The sequence below is a fragment of the Actinomyces mediterranea genome (assembly GCF_900155595.1).
GTDB classification, from domain to species: Bacteria; Actinomycetota; Actinomycetes; order Actinomycetales; family Actinomycetaceae; genus Pauljensenia; species Pauljensenia mediterranea.
In genome coordinates, this window is the sequence record NZ_FTPB01000004.1 from 1,480,994 (window position 1) to 1,506,906 (window position 25,913).

A 25,913-nucleotide genomic window follows, 5' to 3' on the forward strand; every position below is an offset into this window, starting at 1 on the left:
CGGGGGTTTCGTGCATGCCGCAGCATTGACACACGGCGTCGGTGACGACGACGCCATCCATCATCGAACAAGCCATACGATAACGGTATGGAGGATCTCAGAACCGCGACTGCCGCCACGACGCTCGCCGAATTGACGACGCTGCACGTCGGGGGGGCGATCAGAAGACTTATCCACCCCCTCAGCCGCGATGCGCTGACCCGTGCGATCGCACTCGCAGACGCTGAGGACGACCAGCTTCTCATCCTCGGCGGTGGGAGCAATCTCCTCGCATCCGACGACCCCTTCAATGGCGTCGTCATCCAAGATCAGCGACGCGATATCACGGCAGCTGTAGCCCCCGACCGCCCCGGCCACAGGCTCGTGACCGCCTCCGCGGGCACCGTGTGGGACGAGTTCGTCCAATGGACCCTCGATCGGGGGCTCTGCGGCCTTGAAGCACTGTCAGGAATCCCCGGTACCGTGGGCGCCGCACCCGTGCAGAACGTCGGCGCTTATGGGCACGAAGTCGGCGAGACGCTCGACTCCGTCCTCGTGTGGGATCGCGGCGAAGGCGTCGAGAAGACTCTGGACTCTGCGGACCTCGCCCTGTCGTATCGCAACTCCAACATCAAGCGCTCCATTTACGAGGGCGACGACACGGGCCGCACGTGGGGTCCGACCGGGCGCTCGGTCGTCCTCGAAGCGACCTTCCTACTCGAAGAATCGCCCTTCTCCGCTCCCGTCATGTACCGCGAACTCGCCGCCCGTCTCGGCGTCGAACAGGGGGAGCGTGCTGACGCGCGACTCGTGCGCGACACGGTGCTGGCTCTGCGCCGCTCCAAGGGCATGGTCCTGGACCCTGGAGATCATGACACGTGGAGCGCGGGCTCCTTCTTCACCAACCCGATCCTCACCGCCGCAGAGGCCGCAGGCCTGCCCGAAGCCGCACCGCGTTTCCCCGCGGGCGTCAACGAGGCGGGGGAGGGCCTCGTCAAGACGTCGGCGGCCTGGCTCATTGACCACGCGGGCTTTGCGAAAGGCTGGGCGGTGCCCGGTGCGCGCGCTGAGGGCGCGTCCCTGTCGCATAAGCACGTCCTCGCGCTGACGAATCGCGGGCGGGCGACCTCCGGCGAGGTCGAAGAGCTCGCGCGGGCGATCATCGCGGGCGTGGAGGGAGCATTCGGTGTCACACTGGTCGCCGAACCTGTCACTGTCGGCATCACCTGGTAATCCAAACGCCTTGTCCAGCGGTAACACCCGTTGATGTTATCGGCCTGTGGTAACCATTATTGCCACCATGGGGTTCGTCGAGAGCGCGGTCACCGATGATGATGATGTCATCTGCGCGATGCGCGCCCGCAACAGCGATGCCCGCCCGCAACAAGTATGTGAGGAGGAAATGACAATGAGAACCGCAGATGCACTGCTCGGTGATGTTCTCAGCATGACCCGGCAGGGCGCGAACACACGATTCAGCGCGGCTTGAATCAAAATTCTTTGAAGAGGAGACCGATAAGGAGCGGGAACGTCCGTCAGCCCGTCTGCTGCTCGTGGTCTTGGGCGTGAGGGCGCGCAGCCTTCCACGCTTCGATCTGCGCATACCAGCGGCGCTTGGAGGACTCCGACGCCAAAGACGCGTCAATCGACTGGCGCGCCAAGTCCGCGACCGTCTCATCGGACAGTGAGAATACATCGCGCGCGTGCTCGTACTGGCGCAGCAGGCGCGAATGGAACAGCAGGGGGTCGTCGGCTCCCAGTGCGATCGTGGCACCATGCCCCATGAGCACGGGCAGCGGCACCTGAGAGAAATCCGAATACACGCCGAGGTGGACATTCGACGTCGGACACACTTCGAAGGCCACATCCGCCTCAATGAGGCGATCGAGCAACTCCGGATCCTCTGTGGTCCTCACCCCGTGGCCGAGCCGCTTGGGCGCCAGCGCCGTCACGACTTCGCGCACCGACTCCGGGCCGAGTAGTTCGCCCCCGTGGGGCAAGGACGCCAGCCCTGCGCGCCGTGCGATCCCGAATGCGGCGCCGAAGTCCGAGGTCGTGCCGACCCGCTCATCATTCGACAATCCGAAGCCGACGACTTCTCCCGGGCCGTCGCCCGCATACTGCGCGGCAAGCCTGGCCAGGACCCGCGCATCAAGGGGATGTCGGATCCTCGATGCTGCAACGACCACGCCGATCTCCACGTCCGTATCCGCCGAGGCGCGTCGCGCCTCGTCGAGGACGATCTCCAGGGCGGGCGTGATCCCCCCAACCCACGGCGCATACGACGTCGGGTCGACCTGGATCTCCAGGCGCATCGATCCCTCTGCCGCATCGTCCTCGGCGGCTTCGCGGACGATCCTGCGCATCGCTGCCTCCGAGCGCACCAGGTGGCGCGCAGAATCGTAGGAGCGCTGGAATCGGAACCAGCCGCGCCCGTCGGCGGGTACCTTCAACGGGTCGACGTCGAGCAGGTGGGGAGGTAGGCGCACGCCCTGCTCCCGCGCCATGTCGATAAGTGTCTGAGGACGCATGGCTCCCGTGAAGTGCAGGTGGAGGTGTGCCTTGGGCAGCGCAACGAGGTCGCGCCTCCCCGGTGGGGTTGGCGGAGCCAGCGTCAGATTCGGCTGGGGGAGCGCGAATGAGGGGGTCGAGCGGTACATCACCGTTGAGGATACCCGGCTGTGGGAGGGGCGTGCTCAGTGCTGGTTGAACCAGAGAACAATGTCATGAATGAGGCCAGGGCCTTCCGGTTCATTGAGGATCTCATGGTAGGCGCCGTCAATGACCCTCAGGTGGATGTCGGCGTCCGGGTTGGCGGCGACGGCGCCCGCGATGAAGGCCCGCGTTCCCTTCAACGAGGCGAGGGCGTCTGCATTCCCGTGCATCACCAGCATCGGCGTGCGCACCCTGTCCGCGCGTCGGATGACCTCATTACCCTGCAACACCATTGTGACGGCAGTGAGGATCGGCACTCCTCCCGTGTAGCACAGGGGATCGGCGTCGAAGGCCTCTTGGACGCGCGGGTCGCGCGACAGTACCGACTCCGAGCCGGGCAGGCGGGCGGGTTTGACGATTACTCCGGGTGCGAGACGAGCGGCGGGCAGCATGAGCCTCGCCGTCGATGCGGGAACATCGGGCAGCGGACGCAAAGCGGGGCCGGACAGGACCGTGCCGCGCAGGTGCTTGGGATTGAGGAGAGTGGAAGCAGCGGTGATGACGCCGCCCATGGAGTGACCGAAGAGGAACAGGTCGGGCGTGCGGGCGTGTGCGAGGACGATGCGCCGCGCATCCAGGTGGTCGCGGATGAGCTTGCCGACGTCGACCTGAGCCCGGGGGCCGTCAGATGTGCCGTGCCCGGCGAGATCGAAGTAGGCGATGTCGTATCCAGCGTCGACGAGTGCGTCCTGAAGGTGCCGGTAGCGTCCAGAGTGCTCGGCGAAGCCGTGACACAAGACGACGGTGCCTTTCGGCTTTGCTGTGTCAGCATGACGGTACTGGATGTCCATGACTCCATTGTGACAGTTCACTGGGCAAATCGTGCTGCTCTCGCCGGACTCGTCCTAGGGGTCAGGACACGGCTCCTGCGCCGAGGACGTCGAATCCGCCCGCGGTCTTGACGTAGTTCGCCAGGGAGTCATTGTTCCACGCCTCCATGAGTGGGGCGATGGCCTCCGTGTCGAGGAGGACGATGGACTGACCGTCTTCGGAGGTGCCCGTCCCCGTGTAGGGGATGGTGAAGAAGTTGATGCCCGAGGAACGCAACGATGTCAGCTGCGAAGCGAGCGACAGCATGGAGTCGAAGGTGAGGGTCTCATCGACGGCTGAGTGGGCGAGCAGGACGGAGATCATGTCCGACAGCTTCGCCGGATCGGTCAGCACCGACGCGTCGAAGGCCTTGTGCAGGATGGCCCGCATCCACGCCTGCTGGCGCTGCATGCGCGAGAAGTCGCCGCGGGCAAGGGACTTGCGTTCGCGGACGTAGGCGAGCGCATCGGCGCCGTTGAAAGTCTCGACCCCCTCGCCGGTGGCGATAGTGACGCCGCCGAGGGTGTCGGTGATCTGCTCGAAGCTCGTGAAGTCGGTGACCATGAAGTGGTCGATCGTGATACCGGTAAGGTTCTGGACCGTCTCAATGGTGAGGTCCGCCCCTCCGAAGGAATAGGCGGCATTGATCTTCGCGCTGCCGTACCCGGGAATGTCAACCCACGAGTCGCGGGGGATCGACATGATATTGACGGATTTACGATCCCCGGAGATCTGCATGATCATCATGACGTCGGAGCGCTGCGCCCCGTACTCCCAGTCCGTCGGATCACCCCCGCTTTGACGCGAGTCGGTCCCCAGGATGAGGAAGTTGATGTCGTCGCCGCTCGGCGTCGATTGCGCGTGAACCGTGCTCTGCGGGGTCGGCGAGCCCAGAGAGGTCGACACGTGCCTGATCTGGGAGTTGATGGAGTGACGCACGCCGAGGAACACTGCGGCGACGCCGACGAGGGCGACCAGGAGTAGCACGAGCAAAACAATGAGCGCCTTCTTCGTGCCGCTCATCGGCGCCTTGGCGGCTGCGCGGGCCTGCATACGACTCATGGGCATCCTCTCCTCGGATGCCGGGCACGGACGTTCGCCACGATTACCCGGTGATCATCTCCGACACTCCTACGGTACCGTTTCCCCGCGCCGCTGGGCAGCGCGAAGCGCAATGCAGTACCAGTGCATCGGGTCTCATGTGGGACTTGTCAGGCCAAGAGCTCCTGAATGCGCCCTACACCCTCGACGAGGTCCTCGTCCGACAGGGCGTAGGACATGCGCAGGAATCCCGACGGCCCGAAGGCCTCGCCGGGAACCACGGCGACTTCGACCTCGTCGAGGATGAGATCGGCGAACTCGGCGGAGGTGGTGGGGACCCTGCCGCGGATGGAGCGACCCAGGATCGCCTCGACGCTTGGGTAAGCGTAGAACGCGCCCTTCGGCGTGGGCACGCTGACCCCGTCGATTTCGCGGAGCATCGAGATGATGGTGCGGCGACGCCGGTCGAAGGCGTCGCGCATCATGTGGACGTCGTCGAGCCCGCCGGACACTGCTTCGAGGGCCGCGCGCTGAGCCACATTCGACACATTTGACGTCAAATGAGACTGGAAGGAGGTCGCCGCTTTGATGATGTCTGCGGGGCCGATCATCCAGCCGACGCGCCATCCAGTCATCGCGTACGTCTTGGCGACTCCATTGAGGACGATCGTCTGATCCGCCAACTCGGGAACGAGGGCGACGATGTGCGCACTTACGGCGTCCTCGTACAGCAGGTGCTCGTAGATCTCATCCGTGATGACCCAGATGCCGTGTTCGAGGGCCCACTTGCCGATGGCTCGGGTCTCCTCCGGGGTATAGACGGCGCCGGTGGGATTGGAGGGGGAGCAGTGAAGGAGGACTTTCGTTCGGTCGGTGCGAGCGGCCTCGAGTTGCTCCACCGTCACCTTGTAGCCCTGGTCGGCGCCCGCGAACACGGGAACGGTGACACCGTCGGCGAGTTTGATGGCCTCCGGGTAGGTCGTCCAATAGGGGGTCGGCAGCAGCGCCTCGTCACCCGGATTGAGGATCGACGCGAATGCCTGGAAGACGGCCTGCTTGCCGCCATTGGTGACGAGCACCTGGGCGGGGTCGACCTCGTAGCCCGAATCGCGCAGGGTCTTCGCCGCGATCGCCTGACGCAGGGCGGGCTGACCGCCTGTGGGCGTGTATCGGTGCATCGCGGGCTCGCGGGCAGCGGCAATCGCTGCTTCGATGATGAAGTCGGGGGTTGCGAAGTCGGGCTCTCCGGCGCCGAAGCCGATCACGGGCCGCCCCTGAGCCTTCAGCGCCTTCGCCTTGGCGTCCACTGCCAGGGTGGCTGAGGGCGTGATGGACGCGAATCGCCGGGACACACGGGCGCGAGGTGCAGTACTCATGCGCATATCGTCGCACAGGCCCGCCCCGGGCGACGAAGCGCCCAGTATTCGGCTGCAGCCCCGTCAGTCCAGGAGTGAACGGTAGAGCCGCTCATAGGCCCTACCGTTGGCGGCCCAGGTCCTCTCGGCTGCGGCGCAGCGCCCGGCATCTGCGAGGCGCTCGGCCAGGTCGGAGTCGGCGAGCACCCGGGTGATCGCCCCGGCGAGGGCGTGAGAATCTCCGGGTGCGATGGCGATTCCCTGGCCGTCTCGGGCCCCTACTTCGACGAGAGCGGGAAGATCCGACACGATCTGCGGGATTCCCAGCGCCATCGCCTGCAGACCCTTGATCGGGGTGACCGCCCGGGTCACGGGGGTGTCGCGGCGGGGGATCGTCATGATGTCGAGGGCCTGATACCAGGTGAGGGCCTCGTCGGGGGAAACCTTCCCGGGGAAGACGACGTCGGCATCGGGATCGGACAGTCCCACTGCAACATGCAGCCCCCGTTCGCGGGCCTGTTGAATGAGGGACTCGCGCGAGACACCATCGCCGACGATGAGGCATCCGACGTCCATCCCCCGGCCTCGAACCTCGGCGAGGGCGTCGATGAGAGTGTCGAGCCCTTCGTAATCGACGATCGCCGACACGGTACCAACCCACGGCTTGTCGGGCCTCAGGCCGAGTGCGGTGCGCGCCGCTTCGCGGTCGCGCGGTGTATCGAGGAGCGCCTCATCGACCGCGTTCGGGATGACGCTGATTGTGTCCTCGGGGATCCCCCGCTCGACGAGTGAGCGGGCCTGATGGTGGGAGAGGGCGACGACGGCGTCCGCCGCGAGCGCCATCTCGGTCTCGCGGGCGCGCATCATGGCGTAGCGCTGAGAGGCGAGGGCGCGCTCCTCCTGGTCGTGCGGCCTGCGCGCTACCCATGATTTCTCTAGCTCGCCGCGGAACTCGTAGACCCAGGGGATGTCCAGGGCCTGTGCGACGGCCCGCGTGACGAGGGCGTTGTGGAAGTCCGTCGTCGTGTGCAGAACATGCGGGGCGAAGGCCCGTGCCTCCTCGACAAGCATTTTCGCGTGCACGGCGAGGCGGTCGTCCTCGTAGCGGGGGAGGGCGCGCGGGAGTAGACGCCGGTAGTCGATGCCGTTGATGACGTCGCGAGTCGGCGTCCAGGGGCGTCCAATGGTGATGGGGTAGGCGAGCCGCGTCACGGCGAGGACGTCGAGGCCGACGTCGCGTTGCGCGATGAGGACTGCGTGGGAGCGCAGCGCATAGCCGGAGTTCGTCCACGGCAGGGAGTTCGTCAGCGCGTGGAGGACTCGAATGCGTGAGCGCGGGTGAATGTCGGGGCACATGAGCGGCAGTGTCAGAGTGCGCCCGGGGGTGAGGACCCGTGTGCGCGCTTCGAAAACTCGTCGGAGCGGCGCGGGGGCGAGTCCGATCGCCTCGTCAATGTCTCCCGCCTCCCACAGCTCCTTTGCCCGGTTGCGGGCCGAGGCCGACTCGTCAAGCGGGGCGCCCACTTGTACGCGGATCGCATCGGCGAGCGGCCCCCTCGTCATTGAAGCGGAGAGTTCCTCTTTCGCAATACCCGGCCGGTCGACCATCATGAGCCACAGGGCCCGCGGGGTGGAGCCCTCCCGACGGGGAGCGGGTCCTGATCCGAGGGCATCGCGCAGGCGACGCGGTAGGCGGCGCGATGTTTGAACGGCGAAGTGAGCCGGGTCCTCGACGATCATCCGTGCGACAGCGCTGGTCAATAGGGGAAGATGGACGGCGGTCCGGGCGATGCGCCCGGGAAGGGAGCGCGCCACCTCACGCGTCTTCCTCGTCGGTTCGGCGGGATCAGCCGACGCGCTCATTGACGATCCCTTCGATGAAGCGGACGAAGCGCTGAGCGTTGTCGTCCGGGGTGCCCTGCGCGTCGAGCCACGTGATGCCCCGCCCCGCGGCATTGAGGCGTTCGCGGTTGCGTGCGAGGTCCTCCCACAGGTCCGCGAGGGCCGTGCGGTCCATTGCGGGGACGGCGTCGCCGGCGCCGGAGGCGGTGATGATCTCCGCGGCCTCTCCATTGACGGACAGACTGATGTGGCGTCCGATCTCAAGGGCCTCGTAGAGCTTGGAGGGGACGGTGTGGGACATGGGAGCCCAGTCCTGCAGATGGATGAGGACGGTGTCCGCCCACTCGTAGTGCTCCATGACGAGCCGGTAGGGGAGTCGTCCGGTGAATTCGACGGGGATGCCGAGCGTTTCAGCATTGTTGCGCAGCGTCTTCAGGTGTGCGCCCGACCCCACGATTCGCATTCGCGCGTCGACTCCGCGTTTGCGTACTTCGGCGAGGGCGTGGAGCGCGTTCGACAGTTCTTGGGCGCGTCCAGTCGTCCCGACGTAGAGGACCCGCAGCCCGGTGCGCTGTGGGGGGTTGTCCAGTTCCACCCCGCGCCTGGCGCCGAAGTTGCGGACGGTGAGGGTGGAGGAGATGCCCCGGTCGCGTAGGACACGGCCGAACGAGTCGGTTGTCGTGATGACGGCCGCCGAGTCCCGCAGGACACGGTTGAGGGCTTTTCCGCCGAAGAAGGCGGCGCTCCTGAAGGCGTGCTGCTTGACGAGCCCGCGGCGTGCGGGCCGCCCCGTCACGGGCGCCCAGACGTTCATGTAGTCGATGAGGTCGGGCCAGGCGTCGCGCAGGTCGATGACGATCGGGATCTTGTTACCGGCGGCGATGCCGTGCGCTGAGATCGCGGCGGGTAGGGGCGGTGCGGTGGCGATGATGAGCTCGGGGCGCCATTGACGCACCAGCTTGCGTCCCAGGCGGATCTGAGAGGCCATGATCCGCTCTTCATCGCGCACTCGGGCGTAGAGCGTGGAGTCGTGTCCGAGGAAATCCGAGCGGTGGATGATCTCCCCGTTGGTGCCCTCGGCGACGGCGCCGAACTGGTATTCAGACTCGGTGAACAACAGATGCCCCGTGGGGTAGTGCGGGGGAGGGGCGAGGACGTGGACCTCGTGCCCGGCCAGCGTCAACGCGCGCGTCAACCATGCCCAACGGCGTTGGGGAACGCCTTCCTCGGGTTCCCATGTTTGTGCGACGACCAGCAGACGCATGAGGCCCAGGATTCCTGACTGTAACAAGTGATGACGGGGAATTGCCTATAGGTTAACAGAAACCATTACCGAGGATTCTCGGTCTGCGCAATGGATGCTGTGCAGAAGTATTCACGCGCGCCTCACGTGAGCGTGCGCGTCAATGCGTCGTTGATTGCGCGATAGTAGGACTCTGTGTAGTGGAAGGGGGCGGCCCCCCACTTGTGGTCGGGGTCTGCGATCGGTTCGACCCCGGGGGTGACGAGTGTCCACCCGTGCATGTCGAGGAGCTCGTAGTACCCGTCGAGGATCTCATTGGCGACCTCGGCGGTGAAGCCGAAGGAGCCGGCGGTGGGCGCCCCGGTCGTGTCCTCTGCGGCCCACTTGACCTTCACGACGACTGTCCGCCTCCACACCCCCACCTCTTCGAGTGCGCGGCGCAGGTCCTGGCTCGCCCGGGCGTACATCGTCCAATGCTGCATCGAGCCGAAGGTATGGAGGGTCCAGTCGGCGCTCAGGCGCGAGTAGACGTCGTTGTCGACGCCGTCAATGCTGCGGGTGATGACCGCGCCGTCAGGGTGGACGAAGATCCCGCCGCGCTCGTCGACGAGGTCGAGGACGAGGCATACCGACGTGTCGGAGGTCGACAGAGTGCGGCGGATACGGGTCAATGCATCGCCCGCAAGGTCCCCGTGAAAGAGATGGTGCTGGAAGGGGGAGGTGAGGCTCACGGAGGTCAGGGCAGTATCCGAGGTCGGGTGTCCGATGGAGATCATCGACTGGCGGGCGATGTACACGGAGCGTTCGAATAACGCCGGATCCGCGTACTCAAGGGCGTCGCGGGTCACGCAACTGCCGAATATCGCCTGTTTCATAACACCTCGGGGGTTGGGGGTCATATTCCGCCATTCTCACCGATGGGGCCCTCGATATGGGATCATCGGATACATCCTAACGGTGAATGTGCGAGGTGGATATCGTGCGACTCGATCTGTGGCGAAAGCGCTTGTGGCATCTGCGCCACGGCGGGCTCGTGCAGCTCAGAGACTTCGAACAGCGCCGCTCCTCCTACCCGCGGGCTTCTCGGAGGCGCAGGAAGCGCGACGGCGCCCTCTTCGACGAGTGGCCCGCACCCGATCCCGAGACGTGGAGGGGACGGCGGCCTCTCGTCGTCGGAGTCATCGCTGACACCTTCACCCTCGACGCCTTCGCCTATGAGTGGAACCAGGTGGAACTCGACCCCAGGCGGTGGTCGGACCAACTGCGCGACACCCCCATCGACCTGCTATTCGTCGAATCGGCGTGGCATGGGAACCATGATCAGTGGAAGGGCAGATTCACAGGTGGCAACGCTCCCTCCCAATATCTGAGCGCCCTCATTGAGCACTGTCGCGCCCACTCGATCCCCACGGTGTTCTGGAACAAGGAAGACCCGGTCCACTACAACGACTTCTTAGCCACCGCTCGACTCTTCGACTGGGTGTTCACGACGGATGTGTCTTCCGTCGACTCCTATCGGCGCGACTTCGGCCACAATCGTATCGGCGTTATGCCTTTCGGCGCCCAGCCCGCCATCCATAACCCGATCCGCCCCGTCGGCCTCGCTGAAGAGGACGAGCGCTCCGTGGCCTTCGCGGGCACCTATTTCAAGGATAAGTACCCCGAGCGGCGCGAGCAGATGGAGATGCTGCTGGGGGGAGCCCTCGACGTGGAATCGCGACTATCGCACCCGCTTGACATCTTCTCCCGATTCCAGGATATGTCGGATGCTTACCGCTTCCCCGCCCCCTACGACGCCTCTGTGCGCGGCGAACTCACCTATTCGCGGATGCTGACGGCGAACCGCAGCTACCATGCGATCCTCAATGTGAACTCCGTCGTCGCGAGTCAGTCGATGTGCGCGAGGAGGATCTTCGAGGCCACGGCCTGCGGTACCCCGGTCATTTCCGCTCCCTCCGCCGCGATCGACAGCTTCTTCGACGCTGGAGACGTCATCCAGGTGAAGGACCGGACAGAGACGGGGCAGTGGATCCGCGCCCTCGACGCGTCACCGGAGTTGAGAGACCGGATCACGCACCGCGCCCAGCGGCGCATCTGGCGCGAACACGCCTACTCTCATCGACTCGACGCGGTATTCACCGCCATCGGCCATCCCGAGTGGGTCGCCCCGCCCCGCACCGTCACCACTCTCGTCTCGACGAATAGGCCGCATCAACTCGATCACGTCCTCACCCAGATGGCCGACCAGCGCGACGTGGACCTGCAGGTTCTCATCCTCACCCACGGATTCGACGCCGATCCTCGCGCCGTCGCCCGGGCGCGCGACATGGGCCTGAACGTCCAATGGCTGATGGGGGAGCGCTCATGGAGCCTGGGGGAGTGCTACAACGCCCTCGTTGCCCGCGCCGACGGGGACGTCCTCGCCAAGATCGACGATGACGACTGGTACGGCGGCCACTACCTCGCCGACCAGCTTGCTGCCCTGTCCTACTCGAATGCGGAGGTTGTCGGCAAACACGCCCACTACATGTACCTGGAGGGCATGGACGCCCTGTGTCTGAGGTTTGCTCGCAGTGAGCGGACATGGACGCATTTCGTTGCAGGACCGACGATCGTCGCGCCCCGCGACGTGTTCATGAACGCCCCCTTCGAAGCTCGGACGACGGGAGAGGATTCCGAATTCCTTAGAGAAGTTCAGCGCAACGGGGGTAGAGTCTTTTCAAGCGACCGATTCGGGTTCATCCAGCACCGGTCGACGCATCCCTCGCACACATGGCAGATCGACGACCCACAGGTGCTCGCCACTTCACGCGTCGTCTCGTTCGGGAAGGCATTCGATCATGTCCTCTTCTGAGCCCCTTCGTGCGCTCCCACAAGGCCGACTGGTCGTCGTCGGACTGGGATACATCGGCCTGCCCACCGCCGTCGTCTTCGCCCAGGCGGGATGGAGCGTCCTCGGAGTCGATGTCTCCGAGAACGTCGTCGCATCCATCAACTACGGCTCCCTGCCCTTCGTCGAAGCGGGCTTGGAGGAGGCCCTCGCGGGTGTCGTCCGCTCGGGTGCGTTTCGCGCATCTACCCGTCCTGAACCCGCCGACGTATTCATCGTGTCCGTGCCGACCCCCTTCACGGGCGAGCACACAGTGGACATGAGCTACATCAACGCCGCCGCGGAATCGATCGCGCCGATCCTTGCGGGCGGTGAACTCGTCGTCCTTGAATCAACGGTTCCCCCGGGGACGACTGAGATGATGGCGCACAAGATCCTCGCCGAGCGCCCCGACCTCAGCATGGACCCGGCACATCCCGGCGCTCTTTTCTTCGCTCACGCCCCCGAAAGAGTCCTGCCCGGACGCATCTTGGCCGAGCTGACGACGAATGATCGGATCGTCGGCGGTCTGGGGGACGAGGCCGGCGTCCGCGCACAGGCGGTCTATCAGTCCTTCTGCACGGGAACGGTGTCCGTCACCGGCGCTGCGACGGCGGAACTGACCAAACTCGCGGAGAACTCCTTCAGGGACGTCAATATCGCCTTCGCGAACGAACTCTCCCTCATCTGCGACGACCTTGGGATCAACGTGTGGGATGTTATCGAATTGGCGAATCGGCACCCCCGCGTCTCTATCCTCCAGCCCGGCCCGGGGGTCGGCGGGCACTGCATTGCAGTAGACCCGTGGTTCATTGTCTCGGCCGCCCCCTCCCGGGTGCGCTTGATCCGCACGGCCCGTGAGGTCAACGACTCGATGCCTGCAAGAGTCATCGAACAGATCCGCGCCGCCGTCGACGTCCTCGGACTGGACAAGCCGAAGATCGCGCTGCTCGGCCTCGCATTCAAACCTGATATCGACGACTTGCGCGAATCACCTTCGGTGGGCATTGCCCTCGAACTCGCCACGAGCAACCCGACGATGGAGGTGCTTGCCGTCGAACCGCATATCACGCACCTGCCCACAGCGTTCGCCGCCATGACCAATGTGCGTCTCGTGACGCTCGACGATGCGGTGGAGCGTGCCGATATCATTGTCCTGCTCGTCGACCACCGGCAATTCCGTCGAACGGACCCGGCGATTTTCGGCGATCGTCCGATCATCGATACGAAGGGCCTGTGGCGGCGAACGGCGGGAGGAGCGTCGTGAAGGACCACTCACCCCTCATCATGGTCGCCTACGGGACGCGCCCCGAAGGCATCAAAGTGGCGCCCGTCATCCGCGCGCTGCGCAATGACTCGCGCTTCCGTGTGATCACGGTCGTCACGGGGCAGCACCGTCAGATGCTCGACGGGGTCGGCTCCCTGTTCGGCATCACCCCGGATCTGGACCTCGGGGTCTTCGAGACGGGGCAGAGCCTCAACCGCCTGTCTGCGAAGATCATCAACCGTCTGGACGCCGCCCTGGACGAGCACCGCCCGGATGCGCTGCTCGTCCAGGGGGACACCACGACCGTTGTGATGGCGGCGCTCGCGGCCTTCAACGCCCGCATCCCCGTCGTCCACTTGGAGGCGGGCTTGCGCTCGGGCGACCTGTCGCAACCCTTCCCCGAAGAGGGGAACCGTCGGCTCGTGTCGCAGATCACCGAACTTCACCTCGCCCCGACGATCAGCGCGAAGCGGAATCTCCTGCGCGAGGGGATCAGCGAGACGAAGATCGCGGTGACGGGCAATACCGTCGTCGATGCGCTTGACATGATCATCGCCTCGTCGCGGCATTGGACGAATCGACATGTTGAGAGGATTGTTGCCTCGGGCAGACCGCTGGTCACCGTGACATCGCACCGTCGTGAGAATTGGGGGGAGCCGCAGCGCTCCACGGCTCGGGCCGTCCGCAGGCTCGCCCTCGAATTCCCTGACACGGTGTTCGTCCTGCCGCTTCATGCGAACCCGCAGGTCGGCAAGACTTTTGCGGATGTCGTCGGCGACTGTCGGAATGTCGTCATGGTGCCCCCGTTGCAGTACCCGGACTTCTTGCGCCTCGTGAAGGCGTCCACCCTTGTACTCTCCGACTCTGGTGGAGTACAGGAGGAGTCTCCGAGCCTGCGCACGCCCGTCCTCATCCTCCGTGAGACCACGGAGCGTCCAGAGGCCGTCGCAAGCGGGTGGGCGAGTCTTGTCGGCACCGACGAGGAGGCGGTGTATGACGCTGCGACGCATATCCTCGCATCACCCAGTCGCGTCGCCCAGGCCCGAAAGGACAACCCCTTCGGCGATGGAGCCGCCGCCAGACGCTGCGTTGCCGCAATCGCGGATCTCACCGGGGTTGGCGACCGGGAGGCGGACTACGACGGAGAGGGGGGGCCGATGACGGCGAAGGATTCGGGCAGCCACAGTGGGATCGGCGAGTGGGTCGTATCGACCCTGTCCGAGATCGAAGTGTCGGGCAATGTGTCGGTCCCGACGTGGCGCCTCAACGAGGTCGCCACGAGGCCCCCGCTGCGCACCTATATCACACAGATCTGGGCCCGCCGCTACTTCATCATTGCCGACTCGAGGGCGAAGGCTTTCGCCACATCGCGCGGTACGGTGCTGGGCAAGCTGTGGTTGGTGCTACGGCCTTTCCTCGACGGCATGATCTTCTTCGTCATCTTCGGACTGCTGTTGCGTACGGGTCGTGGTGTCGATAACTTTCTTGCCTACCTCATCGTCGGCATCAATGTGTTCACCCTGGTCCAAGTGGGGTTGACCTCTGGGGGCGCGATTATTCCGGGGGCGAAGAACATGCTGCGCGCATTCTCTTTCCCCAGGGCGTCCCTCGTCGTGTCCTGGGCCTTGCGCAATCTCCTCGACTTCATCCCGGTGCTGTTCGCGACCCTGGCATTCATCGCTATCGTGCCTCCGCACGTTGTCCCGAGCCCGACATGGCTCCTCATCATCCCGGTCGTTGCCCTGGCGTGGGTGTTCAGCCTCGGGATCGCTTTGTTCACCGCATCGTTGACTGCCCGCGTGCCCGACTTGAAGTTCATTTGGCCGCTCATCAGCCGCTTCTGGTTCTACGGGTCGGGCATCTTTTTCTCACTCGACCGATTCGCCGACCATGAGCCGGTGTATTCGATCATGACGGCGAATCCTGGTTATCAGATCCTGAAGATGGCGCGCGACGCCCTCGTGTACGACACTATTCCGACGACGGACGAATGGGCGTACCTGGGTATCTGGGCGGCAGGAATGCTCGCATTGGGATTCATTGTCTTCTGGTCGCATGAGGAGTCCTATGGCAGAGAATCCTGAGGAAGAGCCGAAGAAGGGCGTCGAACTCTCTCTCGGTGAACCCTCTGTCGTCGTCGACCGGGTCCACCAGATCTACCGCACCGAGACGACGGATCGTGAGGCTCGCAAGCGCGCGAGCCTGCTCGCCCGCACGATGCACGCGCTGGTTAGACGCCCCATCAAGGTGGATGTGCACGCCGTCAACGATGTGTCGCTGTGTGTGCGTACCGGTGAATCCGTCGGAGTCCTCGGTCTCAATGGGTCGGGCAAGTCGACGCTGCTGCGAATGATCGCCGGAGTCGAACCCCCGGTCAGCGGACGCGTGTACGCCAGATCGCAGCCGACGTTGCTCGGGGTGGGGGCGGCCCTCGTCCCGGACTTGACGGGGATTCGCAATATTCAACTTGGGTGCCTCGCCATGGGGCTGACGCCCGCGGAGACGAAGGCGGCGACCCCCGCGATTGCGGAACTTGCCGGCATCGGGGATTCCATCTACCGGCCGATGAAGACCTATTCTGCGGGCATGGGTGCGCGCCTACGCTTCGCAATCAATGCGGCGTCACAGCCCGATATTCTGCTCATCGATGAGGCACTGGGCACGGGCGACGCGAGTTTTAAGAAGCGTTCGGAAGACGTCCTCACCGAGATCCGCCGCTCTGCGGGTACCGTGTTCCTCGTGTCGCACGCGGCGCAGACCATTGAGGAGATGTGCACGCGAGCCGTGTGGATGCATCACGGCAAACTCATTGCCGATGGCCCCGCCTGGGAGACTGCGCGCGCCTACAGGCTGTGGGCGTGGAAACTCGCCGAGGGGAAGAATGACGAGGCGGATCGCCTGTTCGCTGAAGCGCAGGAGAAGTACGAACCGACTCCATTCGAGGTCCTCACCTGAAGGGGGTACCAGAGCGCGGCTTGCCGTTCGCTGTGTGCGGTGCGTCCCCGGCCCTGTGCGTGTGGCCGCTCGGTGTTGTCGTCGCCGACCGCCTGGCGCGAAGGCGTGGTGGGCGTTGTTTGGTGCCCCTGATAGGCCCGGCCCCGCCCGATCTTCACTCCTGTTGACCCGCATAAACGCACACAGTTTTCGCGTCAACTCCCGATCGTTGTCCGGACTATTCTGCATATTTGCAGTTCACAGCCTTAGATACTTGTGTGGCTTGCTGCGGTTTCTGGAAACTGTGTGCGTTTTGACGGGTAGCGCCCGGCCGACACGCACCGGGCCGCCACTCGAATCAGGCACATGCGGTGGGGGGTCATCATCGGGACGCTGATAGCCGTGCAAGGGATACCCGGATGACACAAGGGATGGACCCTACGGCGCGTACCGTTGCCAGTTTCGCCCCGGCGAGGCGCATGGGGAACACAGCCGGTACGCGAGCCGGGTGCATCGTCTCCCTGCTGCGTCCGACGTCCCGTACGAGCGCGGAACAGTACCCGAAGGCGTTGCCCTCTCCGACCCGTTCGGACAGCGTTTCCCGCAGGAACTCTCGACGGATGCGGACCCGCTGTTTTATATGGGGAAAGCTCTGCCTCAGGTTTTCCCGGGATCCGCGCGCTATCCGTGCACCCCATCGTCATGCGGCGGTGATGTGCTCCGAATGCAAGTGGTGGGGCGCCGACCGCAGGACTCGGGCGCGGGCAGGATTCGCGCAGCGGATCCGAAACGGGCGGCGTCCGGCCAAGGCGGGCGTGATTAATGCGGCGATCCGATCGAAGCGGTGGCACCCCGGGTGGACAGGGCAGCGTTTATTCCCTAAACTTCTGGGCGCGGGTCAACGGCCTGCACGTAGGGCAGTGGCGCAATTGGTAGCGCACCGGTCTCCAAAACCGGCGGTTGTGGGTTCGAGTCCCGCCTGCCCTGCCAGAGCATATCCACCACCGAGCCTAGGAGGCCGCATGGCAGAGGCAGTCGCCGCCGACTCCGGTTCGGCGCGTCGAGATCGCACCAAGACCGGGGCGACCCCTTCCCGCGACCGTGCGGTCGAGGACAACCGCAAGAAACCGAATATCTTCAAGCGGATCTGGATCTTCATCACGCAGGTCATTGCCGAGATGAAGAAGGTCACCTACCCCACGGGGAATGAGACGTGGACCTACTTCACGGTCGTCATCGTTTTTGTGGCAGTAATCATGGCGTTCACCGGCCTTTTAGACTTCGGCTTCGGTAGACTGAACGCATTGATCTTCGGCTGAAGCTGAGAACCCGCCCGCAGGAATCTGCAGGCGGGTTTCTTCTACAGCGCCGCCGGGGACCCGACCCGAATCATTTGGAGGAACGCGTGAACGAAGACGCAGTCGAATTCGACACCGCCGCTGAAGAGACGACCGCCATCGTCAACGAGGCGGAGTCGGCCGTCGAGCCCGAGCCCGCGGCTGAGCCCGAGCCCGCGGCCGCAGAGGAAGACTCCGACGAGGACGACATGGACCCGCTGGAGGAGTTCCGCCTGGAGCTCTACTCGATGCCGGGCGATTGGTACGTTGTCCACACGTACTCCGGCCACGAGCGCAAGGTGAAAGCCAACCTCGAGCAGCGCATCGCGAACCAGAACATGGAGGAGAAGATCTTCCGTGTCGAGGTTCCCGACGAGTACATCACCGAGTTCCGCGGCTCCGTCAAGAAGCGCGTGCGCCATGTCCGCATCCCCGGATACGTCGTCGTGTGCATGGACTTCGATGAGCAGTCCTACCGGGTCGTCAAGGACACCCCCGCGATCACGGGTTTCGTCGGCGACCAGCACAACCCCGTGCCGCTGTCCATTGACGAGGTCGTCGACCTGCTGAAGTTCAACGTCCTGGAAGAGGCAGGCCCCCAGGCGGCCCCCGTGAAGCAGAAGATCGAAGAGGTCCGTCTGGCCTTCGAGGTCGGCGAGGTCGTCACCGTCACCGACGGCCCCTTCGAGGGCATGGAGGCGACGATCTCCGAGATCGCCCCGGATACTCAGAAGCTCAAGGTCCTCGTCACCATCTTCGAGCGGGAGACCCCGCTCGAACTCGCTTTCTCTCAGGTCGCCAAGCGCGAGGAGTGACGAACTCGCTGGTCAGGCGGGGCTGGGAGGTTAAGAGATCTCTCAGCCCCGCGTTGGCATCGAAGGGGTGTTCCAAAGAGGGGAGTGGTCTGAGGTTTCGGCAGCCTCTTAGGTGTCTAGACAGGGCATGTTCTGAAATTTTCTTCCCGATTAAAGCCTGTCTCTGTTATGCTTGCCCCATGCTCCTCAGATTTCGAGTCTCTGGTTTTCGCTCCTTCTTCGCTACGGCGGAGCTTGATCTCGTGGCGAGAACCCTGAAGACGGTTGTGCCTCGGGAGGGGCAGACCTGGGTTGATTGCATTGAACGGGTTGCGGCGATCTATGGCCCGAATGCTTCCGGAAAGACGACGATCCTTGACGCGGTGATCGCTGTCGCGCGCTCGATCGTCACGGATGGTTCTGGAGCGATCTTCCAGCCGACTCGGGGCATCAATGTCGATGATCCTGTGACGGCGTATTCGATCGATTTCGTTAACCGCGAAGGCGTTCGCTATCTCTATGAGATCGAAGCCCATGCATGGGGTGTGGGGCGCGAAGCTTTGTATTCCTTCCCGCATGGCGCGAAACGGATGCTGTTCGTCCGTCGCCAGTCGGCGCGGGGCACAAGTATTGACTTCAAGAAGGGGGCGACTTTGACGGGACCCACAGTCGAAGTGCTTAAGCTCACGAAAGCTCCGATGCTGTACCTCGCTGTGGCTCGTAAGTATGGACATGCGAAGCTCTCCCCGATCGCTGACGCTTTAGCTCTTGGGAGCGGGGTGGAACAGGTTTCCTTGCGTGATGCCGAAGACTTCAGCATCATCCGGAGGATCGTTGGCGAGATGCTCGCCGCTCCCGGCGAACAAGGTGAGCTGGTCCGCGCTCTGTTGAAGGCGGGAGATCTTGGCCTCGAGCGGATTGAAATTCAAAACGAGGAGATCCCGGAGCATGTGCGAGAGCATTTTGCGCGTTTCGCTGAAGCTCTGACTTCGAGCGAGATCGTAGAAACGGTCGATGACATTCCCAAGATTCACGACAAGATCGTGTTTATCCATTCCGGGGATGGTGACTCCATCTTTGAATTGCCACTTCAGGCACAGAGTTCAGGAACGCTGACCTGGCTCACCATCGCCTGGCATACACTGAATGCTCTAAAACGAGGCAGTATCTTGCTTGTCGACGAACTCGATGCGAGTCTGCATCCTGAGCTCACGCGATACATCGTTACTCTGTTCACTTCGGAGCATCTCAATCCGCGTGGGGCGCAACTGATCTTCACGACGCACGACATCTCCCTGCTGGGGAATGCGCCCACTCGGGTCCTTCAGCCTCGAAATGTCTGGTTCGTGGAGAAGGATAACTCGGGTCACTCCGAGTTGTACTCCCTTGATGACTTTGACAACCGGCCTGGGAACAATAGCGAGAAGCGATACCTCTCCGGCCAGTTCGGAGCTACGCCGCAAGTTGACGACTTCCTGCTGCACGACTTCATCACCACTCCGTCGATTGACAATCAGGATGAGAGAAAGACGGATTGATGGCGAGGGCGGGCGGGCGACGGCTTCGGAGGACGCCGAAGACGAGCATTCTCATTGTCACCAATGGGGAACGCACGGAAAGCTCTTACCTCCGTCGCCTCAAGCCTGAGGCGCGCTTACGGGATGACCTCGCGATCACCATCAAGACGATTCATGGCGATCCGAAGACTGTTTTGAGCAAGCTGACGAGTCCGCACGGTGATACGAGCGCATATGATGAAGTGTGGATTGTCGTTGACGAGGATGGTGCGGATCGGTCCGGCTTCGTTGCGGAATACAGACGCAGAAGCAGGAAGGGGCGATGGTTCGCTGTTGTCTCGAGGCCGTGCTTCGAGGTCTGGCTTATCGCTCACTACGAGCAAGTGCGCAACTACCAGGACCAGAATGATGCTCAGGAGCACTTCCGGAAATTGGCGCCGGTGCGCGAGACGGATAAGCACTTGCCTTCAGACTTCCCTTTCGAGAAACATCAGTTCGCCGATAGGCACTGTCAGTTGCCGGGGACGTCGCGAGTAGGAGCCGGAGAGCTCCCTCCCTCACCGGGAACGGGGATGAGGCATCTTGTCGACCGACTGCTCTCGTCTCGAGAGTGAGCGGGCTTTGATCGCAGCTTCGACCAGGTCGCCAAGCGCGGGGAGTGACCTCGGGCACCTGGACTTGGGTGAAGGCGGTAGTGCGCGATAGGATTAACCTTCGTGCGCATTAGGTTCACTGTGCCTGACGGCCGGTGACTCATTGCACGACCAAGTGCGGCATCCGTCGCCTGGGACATACACAGAAAGACCCGAAATACATGGCACCGAAGAAGAAGGTCACCGGCCTGATCAAGCTTCAGATCGCAGCCGGCGCCGCTACCCCTGCACCGCCTGTCGGTCCTGCTCTGGGCCAGCACGGTGTGAACATCGTCGAGTTCACGAAGGCGTACAATGCGGCGACCGAGTCTCAGCGCGGCTCGATCGTCCCCGTTGAGATCACCGTCTACGAGGACCGCAGCTTCACGTTCGTCCTCAAGACCCCGCCGGCCGCTGAGATGATCAAGAAGGCCGCAGGCGTCCAGAAGGGCTCCGGCGTTCCGAACAAAACCAAGGTCGGTTCCATCACGATGGACCAGGCTCGCGAGATCGGCCAGGCCAAGATGGTCGACCTCAATGCCAATGACGTTGAGGCCGCCGCCAAGATCATCGCCGGTACCGCCCGCTCCATGGGCATCACCGTTACCGACTGATCACCCCCGAACATTCCAGTGGTAGGGCAGGCGCTGCCCGGACGACCACGACTGCAAGGAGAAGAAGCAGAATGACGAAGCGCTCGAAGGCATACCGCGCCGCGGCCGAGAAGGTCCACGCGGGTATTCTCTACACTCCCCTCGAGGCCATGAAGCTGGCCAAGGAAACGACCGTTACCAAGTTCGACTCGACCGTTGAGGTCATGTTCCGGCTGGGTGTCGATCCTCGTAAGGCCGATCAGATGGTGCGCGGCACCGTCTCCCTGCCGCACGGCACCGGCAAGACCTCCCGGGTCTTGGTCTTCGCCGTTGGCGAGCGCGCGCAGGAGGCCATTGACGCCGGAGCCGACGAGGTCGGCGGCGACGAGCTCATCGAGAAGGTCGCCAAGGGCTACACCGATTTCGATGTTGCCGTTGCGACCCCGGATCTCATGGGCAAGGTCGGACGTCTCGGCCGCGTCCTCGGCCCCCGCGGCCTCATGCCGAACCCGAAGACCGGCACGGTCACCATGGACGTCGCCAAGGCGATCAAGGAGATCAAGGGCGGCCGTATCGAGTTCCGCGTCGACAAGCACGCGAACCTCGGCTTCATCATCGGCAAGGCGTCCTTCACCGCCGACCAGCTCGCAGAGAACTACGCGGCTGTGCTCGACGAGGTGCTGCGCCTCAAGCCGTCCGCATCGAAGGGCCGCTATATCATCAAGGGCACCGTGGCAACGACCATGGGCCCCGGCATCCCCCTGGATGTCACCAAGACGAAGAACGTCGCAACGGAGGACGCTTCCTGACACGGCGTGACACGCGGCGGGGTGGTGAGAATCTTTCACCACCCCGCCGCGTTGTGATCAGGGCCTCCTACGTTTCCTGAGTCTGTGCGGCGTGCTCGTCAGTCTGTGCGGCGTGCTCGTCGCGCAGCCGCGCGTTCTGCTTCTCGACGTCGAGATTGAACACGATGATGGCGATGATGAAACAGGCGAGGGCCGGTAGCCACAGGTAGGTGACGTGCAGCATGTCGATGACCGATTGCGGCTGTTCGACGATCTGGTCCCCGGTCGTGGGGATGTAGCCCGCTGCGTCGAGCAGCCAGCCGGTCAACGCCGTCCCCAGCCCGCCGCCGATCTTCGTGCCCAGTGACGTGCAGGAGAACATCAGGCCGTCAATGCGAACGCCCGTCTTGAGGAAGGTGTTCTCGCCGGCCTCGGCGATCAACGCGGTGACCGTGCCCTGCAGAGGCGCGATGGACAGTGCCGCGAGGGCGGTGAAGGCGATCATCATTGGAACGTTGACGAGGTAGCCGCCGACGATGACGCCGATGCGGGCTGCGATGGCGACGATATATCCTGCCATGTCGACTCGCCACATGCTTTTGAAGCGGGCGACGACGAATGGGAGCACGATCAGGACGATCATCTGTGGAATGTTGATCGCCGTTGCGAATGGGCCGAGCAGGGAGTCGTCGTGTAGCACGTAGCGCATGAAGTAGATGCCCAGACCCGTCAGGGCGCCGTACAACTGCATCGTGATGAACATGAGCACGATGAGGATGAAGTACTTGTTGGAGACCACGAGGCGCAGCGCCTGGAGCACCGGCAGCGTGTCGGCATCGTCGGCGACTTCCTCGCCCGCGGCGAGCTCCTCGGGGGAGAGCTCCTTGACGGAAAATACTGCGAAGGAGTTGGAGGCGAGGCCGACGATCGCGTAGATGACGGCGACGGTGCGCCATCCCGAGGCGCCGCCGCCCATTGCTGCGACGGCGCCCACGGTGATCGCTTGGATCGTCAGGGACGTTCCGAAGGCGAAGATGAAGCGGATGGATCCCATTTGAACGCGCTCGTTCGTGTTCTTCGTGATGAGGGCCGTCAGCGCCGAGTAGGCGATGTTGTTCGCCGTGTAGAACACGGAGTTGAGGAGCGTGTAGCAGATGAAGAACCAGGCGTACTGCGCGGTCAAGCCGAGGTTCGTGGGGATCGCGAAGCAGCCGACCAGTGTGAGGGCGCATCCGAAGAAGGCTCCGAACATCCATGGCCTGGCCTTACCCATTGTCGTGCGGGTCTTGTCCAGGAGGAAGCCGAAGACGAAGTCGGAGAATCCGTCGAAGAACTTCGACAGCATCATCAGGGTGGCCACGATGCCCGCGTCCATCCCCATGGTGTCAGTCAGGTAGATCATGACGAAGAATGACAAGAAGGCGTAGACGACGTTACCTGCGATATCGCCGGTTCCGTATCCGATTTTGTTGTGCCACGTCAAGTACTTCTTCTTTGTGAGAGTCTCACTCATATGTTCACCTCTTCGTGATGTGTTCAGTGCGTTCTGGATTCGGAATCGGGGAGTGGGGGAGGCTACTGACAGGTCTTCACTCGACCGTCGAGCGAGGCCCGCCTGCACAGTCATGCGCATTGTTGAAGACGAGGCGCACGTCGAGGGATAGGTCGGCGGCGTCGACCCGGTAGGGCGCGGCGAGCTCGGGCCCGCAACTGGCCGAACCGACGCCGGACATCGCGGAGTCGATGCACACGACCATCGCCCCGCAGGGAATCAACTCGTGGTTGTGCCCCTTCGCTTCGAGTTCTTCTTGCGTGTAGTGCGAAGCGTTGAAGGAGAAAAGGGAGGAGCTCGCCGCGGTCAGTGACAGCCCGTCCCCGGTGAGGGTCACGACCTCGCAGTCTCCGCGCGATCCGGTTTCTTGGGGGCGGATGTAGTCCTCTGACAGGTCCGAGACCTGCGTCTCGTACCATCCGTGACGGCACGACTGCCGCTTGTCGGCGTAGTTTTCCTGCGGTCCGAGGCCGAAGTAGGACACCTGCGCCATCACGTCGGGCAGGAAGAAGCGGATGCCGAAGCGCGGCAGGTAGGGGAACTCCTCGTCGCGCCGTCCTCGAATTGCGAGGTCGAGGGTTCCATCGCCGGTGATGCTCCAGCGCAGGTCGAGGAGCATGATCGGCTGAACGATCGGTGCGACGAGGGCGGCCCTCGACTCGATGACGACGGCGTCGCCCTCGATAGTCGCCTCGCAGGAGTAGGCGTGCGCGTACGCCCGGTGGTACTGCGCACGCTTCCATTCTGTCTTGATGATGCGGTCGTTGTCGGTGGGCGCGCGCCAGATGTTGATCTCGCAGGGGCGGACGAGGGTGGTCTTGCCGTTGACGCTCGCACTGTCGAGGAGGCCCGTCCTCGTGTCGAAGCGGTAGGCGAACCCGGCTGCGGAGACGACGATCATGCCATCGCCGTCACTGACCCGGGGTGCTCCCTCCTCGCTCGCAGGCCCCTCGAGTAGGGCGGCGGCCCGCTGGTTGCGCGAATCCGCGACGGGGATCTCACACTCGTCGAATCCGAGCAGGTGGCCCGCGGGGAGGAGCGGGTGATCGTGCAGGGACCGGTAGGACAGCGTGAGGAAGCAGCGCCCCTTGTCCGGAAGTGCCTCGAAGATCGTGCCCGGCAGATCCACGTCGATGCTCGCGTGGGGCGGAACCTCGCCGGGCAGGAGGAGGACGCCCTCGGCGATACATGAGCCGTCGGCGGTCAGCTCGTAGTCGATCTCGATGTCGCGGGTCAGTTCGGTGAAGTCGAGGACGTTGAGCAGGGTGATCGACCCGGATGCGGGGTCGAAGCCGGTGACGCGCACGGGCCGCTGGACGTTCCATAGTTCGCGTAACCCGGGATGGGGAGTGCGATCGGGGGCGACGAGGCCGTCGACGCAGAAGTTCCTATCGTGCACGTCCTCGCCGCTGTCGCCACCGTAGCGATAGCGAGGCCGACCGTTCTCGTCGACTCCGTCGAGGACGGCGTGGTCGCACCACTCCCACACGAACCCGCCGCATATGCGGGGGTCTTCGAGGATGATCTTCCAGTAGTCCTCGAGGTCGCCGGGGCCATTGCCCATCGAGTGGCAGTACTCGACGAGGAGGAAGGGTTTGTCCGGGTTGGTGTCGAGGTAGGCGCGGAGGTCACTGAGCGGCGGATACATCCGGGCGTAGAGATCGATATTCGAGTAGTCGTAGCGCCTGTCGGAGGAGCGGTAGTACGCCGATTCGTAGTGGGTGACGCGAGTGGGGTCGAAGCGCTTCATCCACGCCAGCGACTCTTCGAAGGCGCGTCCGAAGGCGCATTCATTGCCGGCCGACCAAGAGAAGACACTCGGACGGTTCTTCTCCCGTATGACGCAGAGTCTGACCCTGTCGAGGGTTGGGGCGACCCACTCCGGGGCCTCGGTGATGCGCGTGTTCCAGTGCTCGACCGTGTTGTCCCACGATTGGTCGGAAAGGTACTGGGTCTGGGTGCCGTGACTCTCATTGTCGGCCTCCGACATCACGTAGAAGCCGTAGCGGTCGCACAGCTGGTAGAAGCGAGGGTCGGAGGGGTAGTGGGCGGTGCGGATCGCATTGATGTTGTTCTCACGCATCATTGCGAGGTCGCGCAGCATATGTTCGAGGTCGACGGCGGGGCCGGTCAGTGGATCTGAATCGTGACGGTTGACGCCGCGCAGAGTCACGGGAGCCCCATTGACCATCAGGACAGCGCCTTCGGTGCGGATCATGCGAATGCCGACGCGCTCGCGGATGATCTCATCGGGACAGATGATCGTCAGGTTGTAGAGGTAGGGGGATTCCGCATTCCACAACCGGGGGTGTGCGACGCTCAGCGTCGCCCGGTGCGAGTAGTCGTCATCGCCGTTGGCGGGCTCGAGGACGCCGGTAGCGACGATGGCCCCGTCAATGTCGGAGAGTTCAAGGAGAGTGGGCACCGGCTCGTGGTTGAAGGAGCCCCTGATGGTGATGGTCGCCTCGTCGCCGGTCGATTCGGTGGTAATAAAGTAGTCGTAGAGGACGGAGCGGGGACGCTTGAGCAGATACACGTCGCGGAAGATCCCCGAGGTGCGGAACTTGTCTTGGTCCTCGAGATAGGTTCCGTCGCACCATTTGAGGACGAGGACGGCGAGTGTATTGGTGCCGTCGACGATGAGG

21 protein-coding genes and 1 tRNA gene are annotated in these 25,913 nt (G+C 63.8%); 13 read left to right on the plus strand and 9 right to left on the minus strand.

Annotation, left to right across the window (positions count from 1 at the left end; genetic code table 11):
* Window positions 1-87: 87 nt before the first annotated feature.
* A complete protein-coding gene (locus BQ7471_RS10565; protein WP_076466093.1) occupies window positions 88-1,212 on the plus strand; it encodes a UDP-N-acetylmuramate dehydrogenase in 1,125 nt (374 codons plus the stop codon).
* 46 nt (window positions 1,213-1,258) lie between these two features.
* Complete coding sequence (locus BQ7471_RS10570; protein WP_129583432.1) at window positions 1,259-1,468, plus strand: hypothetical protein; 210 nt, start codon at window positions 1,259-1,261, stop codon at window positions 1,466-1,468.
* A 46-nt stretch (window positions 1,469-1,514) separates the two neighbouring features.
* Here BQ7471_RS10570 and BQ7471_RS10575 read toward each other — a convergent pair whose 3' ends face one another.
* From BQ7471_RS10575 to BQ7471_RS10605, 7 genes are all read right to left on the minus strand, one after another.
* The gene (locus tag BQ7471_RS10575) at window positions 1,515-2,639 is read right to left on the minus strand and encodes an adenosine deaminase (protein WP_076466397.1); all 1,125 of its coding nucleotides are present in this window, start codon (window positions 2,637-2,639) and stop codon (window positions 1,515-1,517) included.
* Window positions 2,640-2,675: 36 nt separating this feature from the next.
* Window positions 2,676-3,485, minus strand: coding sequence for an alpha/beta hydrolase (locus tag BQ7471_RS10580; RefSeq protein ID WP_076466097.1), 810 nt, complete (start codon window positions 3,483-3,485; stop codon window positions 2,676-2,678).
* A gap of 61 nt (window positions 3,486-3,546) precedes the next feature.
* On the minus strand, window positions 3,547-4,566 hold the full coding sequence (locus tag BQ7471_RS10585) for an LCP family protein (protein WP_235821307.1): 1,020 nt from the start codon (window positions 4,564-4,566) through the stop codon (window positions 3,547-3,549).
* 149 nt (window positions 4,567-4,715) lie between these two features.
* Complete coding sequence (locus tag BQ7471_RS10590; RefSeq protein ID WP_076466100.1) at window positions 4,716-5,921, minus strand: pyridoxal phosphate-dependent aminotransferase; 1,206 nt, start codon at window positions 5,919-5,921, stop codon at window positions 4,716-4,718.
* Between the two features lie 63 nt (window positions 5,922-5,984).
* Window positions 5,985-7,763, minus strand: a complete 1,779-nt coding sequence (locus BQ7471_RS10595) for a glycosyltransferase family 4 protein (RefSeq protein ID WP_159438547.1) — start codon at window positions 7,761-7,763, stop codon at window positions 5,985-5,987.
* On the minus strand, window positions 7,747-9,006 hold the full coding sequence (locus tag BQ7471_RS10600; protein WP_076466102.1) for a glycosyltransferase family 4 protein: 1,260 nt from the start codon (window positions 9,004-9,006) through the stop codon (window positions 7,747-7,749). Before BQ7471_RS10600 ends, BQ7471_RS10595 begins: the two co-directional genes overlap by 17 nt.
* Window positions 9,007-9,128: 122 nt before the next feature.
* Window positions 9,129-9,884, minus strand: a complete 756-nt coding sequence (locus BQ7471_RS10605) for a DUF6270 domain-containing protein (protein WP_328586654.1) — start codon at window positions 9,882-9,884, stop codon at window positions 9,129-9,131.
* An 80-nt stretch (window positions 9,885-9,964) separates the two neighbouring features.
* Here BQ7471_RS10605 and BQ7471_RS10610 point away from each other — a divergent pair, with 80 nt between their 5' ends.
* The 11 genes from BQ7471_RS10610 to rplA all read left to right on the plus strand — a co-directional run bounded on the left by BQ7471_RS10610 (window position 9,965) and on the right by rplA (window position 21,737).
* Window positions 9,965-11,839, plus strand: coding sequence for a glycosyltransferase (locus BQ7471_RS10610; protein WP_235821308.1), 1,875 nt, complete (start codon window positions 9,965-9,967; stop codon window positions 11,837-11,839).
* The gene (gene wecC / locus BQ7471_RS10615; protein ID WP_076466107.1) at window positions 11,826-13,121 is read left to right on the plus strand and encodes a UDP-N-acetyl-D-mannosamine dehydrogenase; all 1,296 of its coding nucleotides are present in this window, start codon (window positions 11,826-11,828) and stop codon (window positions 13,119-13,121) included. The genes BQ7471_RS10610 and wecC overlap by 14 nt, the downstream gene beginning before the upstream one ends.
* Complete coding sequence (gene wecB, locus BQ7471_RS10620) at window positions 13,118-15,205, plus strand: non-hydrolyzing UDP-N-acetylglucosamine 2-epimerase (protein WP_076466108.1); 2,088 nt, start codon at window positions 13,118-13,120, stop codon at window positions 15,203-15,205. Before wecC ends, wecB begins: the two co-directional genes overlap by 4 nt.
* Complete coding sequence (locus tag BQ7471_RS10625) at window positions 15,189-16,076, plus strand: ABC transporter ATP-binding protein (protein WP_076466110.1); 888 nt, start codon at window positions 15,189-15,191, stop codon at window positions 16,074-16,076. Before wecB ends, BQ7471_RS10625 begins: the two co-directional genes overlap by 17 nt.
* Before the next feature lie 893 nt (window positions 16,077-16,969).
* Window positions 16,970-17,045, plus strand: a tRNA-Trp gene (locus tag BQ7471_RS10630).
* 32 nt (window positions 17,046-17,077) lie between these two features.
* Window positions 17,078-17,374, plus strand: coding sequence for a preprotein translocase subunit SecE (gene secE, locus BQ7471_RS10635; RefSeq protein ID WP_076466111.1), 297 nt, complete (start codon window positions 17,078-17,080; stop codon window positions 17,372-17,374).
* 74 nt (window positions 17,375-17,448) lie between these two features.
* A complete protein-coding gene (gene nusG / locus BQ7471_RS10640; protein ID WP_407922690.1) occupies window positions 17,449-18,207 on the plus strand; it encodes a transcription termination/antitermination protein NusG in 759 nt (252 codons plus the stop codon).
* Window positions 18,208-18,386: 179 nt separating this feature from the next.
* Window positions 18,387-19,724, plus strand: coding sequence for an AAA family ATPase (locus tag BQ7471_RS10645; protein WP_083663383.1), 1,338 nt, complete (start codon window positions 18,387-18,389; stop codon window positions 19,722-19,724).
* On the plus strand, window positions 19,724-20,317 hold the full coding sequence (locus BQ7471_RS11980) for an RloB family protein (protein WP_076466116.1): 594 nt from the start codon (window positions 19,724-19,726) through the stop codon (window positions 20,315-20,317). Before BQ7471_RS10645 ends, BQ7471_RS11980 begins: the two co-directional genes overlap by 1 nt.
* Before the next feature lie 200 nt (window positions 20,318-20,517).
* The gene (rplK, locus tag BQ7471_RS10655) at window positions 20,518-20,949 is read left to right on the plus strand and encodes a 50S ribosomal protein L11 (RefSeq protein ID WP_076466118.1); all 432 of its coding nucleotides are present in this window, start codon (window positions 20,518-20,520) and stop codon (window positions 20,947-20,949) included.
* A gap of 71 nt (window positions 20,950-21,020) precedes the next feature.
* Window positions 21,021-21,737 (plus strand): 50S ribosomal protein L1, encoded by a 717-nt coding sequence (gene rplA / locus BQ7471_RS10660; RefSeq protein WP_076466120.1) that lies wholly within the window; start codon window positions 21,021-21,023, stop codon window positions 21,735-21,737.
* Window positions 21,738-21,804: 67 nt separating this feature from the next.
* Here the strand turns inward: rplA and BQ7471_RS10665 are convergent, their stop codons facing one another.
* Together BQ7471_RS10665 and BQ7471_RS10670 are read right to left on the minus strand one after the other, a co-directional pair.
* The gene (locus BQ7471_RS10665) at window positions 21,805-23,229 is read right to left on the minus strand and encodes an MFS transporter (protein ID WP_076466122.1); all 1,425 of its coding nucleotides are present in this window, start codon (window positions 23,227-23,229) and stop codon (window positions 21,805-21,807) included.
* A 76-nt stretch (window positions 23,230-23,305) separates the two neighbouring features.
* Window positions 23,306-25,913, minus strand: a 2,608-nt coding sequence (locus tag BQ7471_RS10670) for a glycoside hydrolase family 2 TIM barrel-domain containing protein (RefSeq protein ID WP_076466123.1), incomplete at its 5' end; no start/stop codon positions are given.

Coding starts and splice junctions, on each gene's coding strand:
- BQ7471_RS10565 (WP_076466093.1), top strand. CDS start 88: ATGGAGGATCTCAGAACCGCGACTGCCGCCACGACGCTCGCCGAATTG.
- BQ7471_RS10575 (WP_076466397.1), bottom strand. CDS start 2,639: ATGTACCGCTCGACCCCCTCATTCGCGCTCCCCCAGCCGAATCTGACG.
- BQ7471_RS10580 (WP_076466097.1), bottom strand. CDS start 3,485: ATGGACATCCAGTACCGTCATGCTGACACAGCAAAGCCGAAAGGCACC.
- BQ7471_RS10585 (WP_235821307.1), bottom strand. CDS start 4,566: ATGAGTCGTATGCAGGCCCGCGCAGCCGCCAAGGCGCCGATGAGCGGC.
- BQ7471_RS10590 (WP_076466100.1), bottom strand. CDS start 5,921: ATGAGTACTGCACCTCGCGCCCGTGTGTCCCGGCGATTCGCGTCCATC.
- BQ7471_RS10595 (WP_159438547.1), bottom strand. CDS start 7,763: ATGAGCGCGTCGGCTGATCCCGCCGAACCGACGAGGAAGACGCGTGAG.
- BQ7471_RS10600 (WP_076466102.1), bottom strand. CDS start 9,006: ATGCGTCTGCTGGTCGTCGCACAAACATGGGAACCCGAGGAAGGCGTT.
- BQ7471_RS10605 (WP_328586654.1), bottom strand. CDS start 9,884: ATGACCCCCAACCCCCGAGGTGTTATGAAACAGGCGATATTCGGCAGT.
- wecC (WP_076466107.1), top strand. CDS start 11,826: ATGTCCTCTTCTGAGCCCCTTCGTGCGCTCCCACAAGGCCGACTGGTC.
- BQ7471_RS10625 (WP_076466110.1), top strand. CDS start 15,189: ATGGCAGAGAATCCTGAGGAAGAGCCGAAGAAGGGCGTCGAACTCTCT.
- secE (WP_076466111.1), top strand. CDS start 17,078: ATGGCAGAGGCAGTCGCCGCCGACTCCGGTTCGGCGCGTCGAGATCGC.
- BQ7471_RS10645 (WP_083663383.1), top strand. CDS start 18,387: ATGCTCCTCAGATTTCGAGTCTCTGGTTTTCGCTCCTTCTTCGCTACG.
- BQ7471_RS11980 (WP_076466116.1), top strand. CDS start 19,724: ATGGCGAGGGCGGGCGGGCGACGGCTTCGGAGGACGCCGAAGACGAGC.
- rplK (WP_076466118.1), top strand. CDS start 20,518: ATGGCACCGAAGAAGAAGGTCACCGGCCTGATCAAGCTTCAGATCGCA.
- rplA (WP_076466120.1), top strand. CDS start 21,021: ATGACGAAGCGCTCGAAGGCATACCGCGCCGCGGCCGAGAAGGTCCAC.
- BQ7471_RS10665 (WP_076466122.1), bottom strand. CDS start 23,229: ATGAGTGAGACTCTCACAAAGAAGAAGTACTTGACGTGGCACAACAAA.